Origin of the sequence: Microcystis sp. M44BS1 (genome assembly GCF_020244875.1) — a bacterium.
Taxonomy (GTDB): Bacteria; Cyanobacteriota; Cyanobacteriia; order Cyanobacteriales; family Microcystaceae; genus Microcystis; species Microcystis panniformis.
Window position 1 is genome coordinate 1 of the sequence record NZ_JADBVM010000233.1, and the last position, 2,683, is coordinate 2,683.

2 protein-coding genes and 1 pseudogene are annotated in these 2,683 nt (G+C 43.6%); 1 reads left to right on the forward strand and 2 read right to left on the reverse strand.

The genetic code is table 11. The features are described 5' to 3' along the window. Positions 1-198: pseudogene (locus IM515_RS18030) on the reverse strand (hypothetical protein); the annotation flags it as partial. Between the two features lie 678 nt (positions 199-876). After that, entirely contained in the window at positions 877-1,707 is an 831-nt protein-coding gene (locus IM515_RS18035; RefSeq protein WP_287629406.1) for a hypothetical protein, read from the reverse strand. 365 nt (positions 1,708-2,072) lie between these two features. Between IM515_RS18035 and IM515_RS18040 the strand changes: the two genes are divergently transcribed. Further along, a complete protein-coding gene (locus tag IM515_RS18040) occupies positions 2,073-2,567 on the forward strand; it encodes a hypothetical protein (protein WP_002738874.1) in 495 nt (164 codons plus the stop codon). Positions 2,568-2,683 lie beyond the last annotated feature (116 nt).

Consider the following 2,683-nt stretch of genomic DNA (forward strand, 5'->3'; position numbering starts at 1 on the left):
TAAAATTACTGTTTGTCCTTGCGGTCCGACTAAAAGAATATCAATATCATCGGGGTAAGTATGATTAATATTGTAGAGAGTTACCGTTACCCCTGTAATTGTGCCATTAACCCCCGAAAGCGTCAGGGAAGAAGGATAAGGGTTAGCGGCGGTGTTATCACTTATATTGATGGTAGAGACTTGGGTGTATGTCTGCATAAGTTTTTCCTTTCTGATTTGATGATTCGGTCATCTTTCTCAGACAAATCAACTGAGTGCGTTTTTTCAGAGCCATCGATAAGTCTGCTTTCCTCATCATTTTCATTCTAGCGACGGGCAATTTGTCTTTTGTCTAAACTACATAAAACCTTACAAACTACATAAAACCTTACAAGCTTGCAACAGTTGTAAACTTATAAACCGCAACCAGCTAGAGAAATGAAATTTCACGGGAAAGCCACTAAGCCTTAAAAGTCTTGCTATGCAAGGATCGTAGCCGCAAAAGCCAAACTACGGTTTTCCCTAAACGGAGGGAAACCCTCCCTTATCTCGTGCCAAGGTAGAACCTTGGCACGAGATAAAGCACTGATGATCTCACAAAGTCGAGAAGATTCCCAAAGGGAGCATCTAGATCAATTCTGTCAACCTACTGGTAGAACTAATAATAAGACGGACGTTCTCAGAGAATTGATCAGATAGCTAAAGATACCAAAAAGCCGTCCTACCCTAAGCGGTCATGGCGGGGTTTTGAACCCAAATTTTCGCTAAAAATATTAACTTTTATAAATTTAGTGGACAAAACCATCAGCTTATGATAGATTTTAATTAGTGTGAGGAGCGAACCAGAATAGAGAGCCGAGACGAAACATGGACAGTCGCCGGCTCTCTTTCTGTTGTTCAGGAATTATCTTTTTCTTGGCGATATTTAATAAAAGTGGGCAAATCAACCCGAAAAGAGGAATATTTCGGGGAAGGAGAGATGATAGGTGCCGGCCAATCCCTGTCTTTCTTATTTAAGGATTCTACTGGCTCAATTGTCTCTAATTCCGCTAAAAACTCATCCATGGCAGCGACTTCATCGCTTTCTTGATTCTCTGTCTGAGACCAAGGCTCGATCGCGGCTGCCTTGGCGACAATGGCTAAATCCGGGGGAGAATTGCGATCGCTACCGCGCTGGAAATACTGAGCCAAGGCCGCTTTATACTGGAGGGTGTAGCGTTGTTGACGTTGAAGACGGGTGCGTAATTCCTGCAATTGCTGGTCATAGTTGCACAGTTTTTGGCTTTTTTCCTGATAACTTTCCTGAATTAAGGCACATTCTCGCTCTAAACGGGCTAATTGTTGGCGCGTGCGGGTCAATTCTGCGGTCAAATTGGCAATAATCATCGGTTGCCGTTGTTCTGCTTGACGATACTGTTCGATTTCCCCTAAAGCTCGCTGTAATTGTTGCTTTTCGTATTGCAGTTCCTCGCTTTGCTGCTGGATTAGGGTATCGCAACTTTGCAAGCGACGATGTTGCTCGGCTAACCGCGATCGCAGTTCTGCGAGAGCTTGCTCCCGTCGCCAGATCTCCGCTTGTAATTCTTGATTTTGTTGACGTAAATGAGAGGATAGAGCCGGCCAATCTGTCTCATCTGTTGATTGACTCTCATGCTCGACAATTTCAGCAGTAATGACAGTATCCGCATGGGTGAGATGATCGAGGTACAGGTCGGAATTATCGTTCATAAAAGCCAAAGGATGAGGAAACCTAGAAGTTTAGAGACGTTAAAAGCCTTCTATCGTTCCAAAAAAAAATGGGAACCGCATTGTTAGAGACTGCCGCGCGGTTCCACTGCCGATCCTTGAGAGGAGAACACTATAAATAACTATAAGCTTATTAGGAATTTTTGTCAATACTTAATGAGAATTTTTTTCATTAAAGTAGAGGGGGGAGGGGAATCGACTAATTCCTAGATAGCTATAGTGCGGGGTATCTGGCCCGGATCCAGGGAAGAATTAGCCACAGCAAAATTGACACAAGCACTGGTCGAGCGGGTTAGCGGCTCGATGTGCTTCAATAATCCTATAGTTTTTATTTTCCTTGTCGTATCATGCCACGTCCCCCGAAGAAAACCCCTAGCACCCCTGAACCTCCCGAAGAGCCAATTAAAACCACTCCTCCCCTACAACCTCTACAAATTATTAAAAAGGGTTCTAGGGCTGCAGTACCCCCCAAACCTCCAGAAACCCCTCCAGAAATAATTGAGGAAAAACCAGCCGAGGAAACGGTAAAATCAGTCAGTAGTGAGATAAAATCTCCTCTCCGTCCCCGTTTCGATTCGGCTCCTCCATTCCGAAAACCGATTCCCAAAGCAGAAATTCCCGTCATCGAAAAAGCGACGGGAGCTAATGGCGAAGTATTTAATCTGACCGATTCTGTGCTGATTACTGAACCTTTTGGTACTCGTATTCCTGCTATTATCGATAGTTTTTATGCCGATGATCAAGGCGAAATCTGGGCGCGACTCAAACCAGTGGAAGTTAATCCCGATTGTCGCTGGGAACAGGCCTGTATTCGCTCTCAGGGTTTGGTAAAAGCCGAGTAAAACAGTTATCAGTTATCAGTTATCAGTTATCAGTTATCAGTTATCAGTTATCAGTTATCAGTTATCAGTTATCAGTTATCAGTTATCAGTTATCAGTTATCAGTTATCAGTTATCA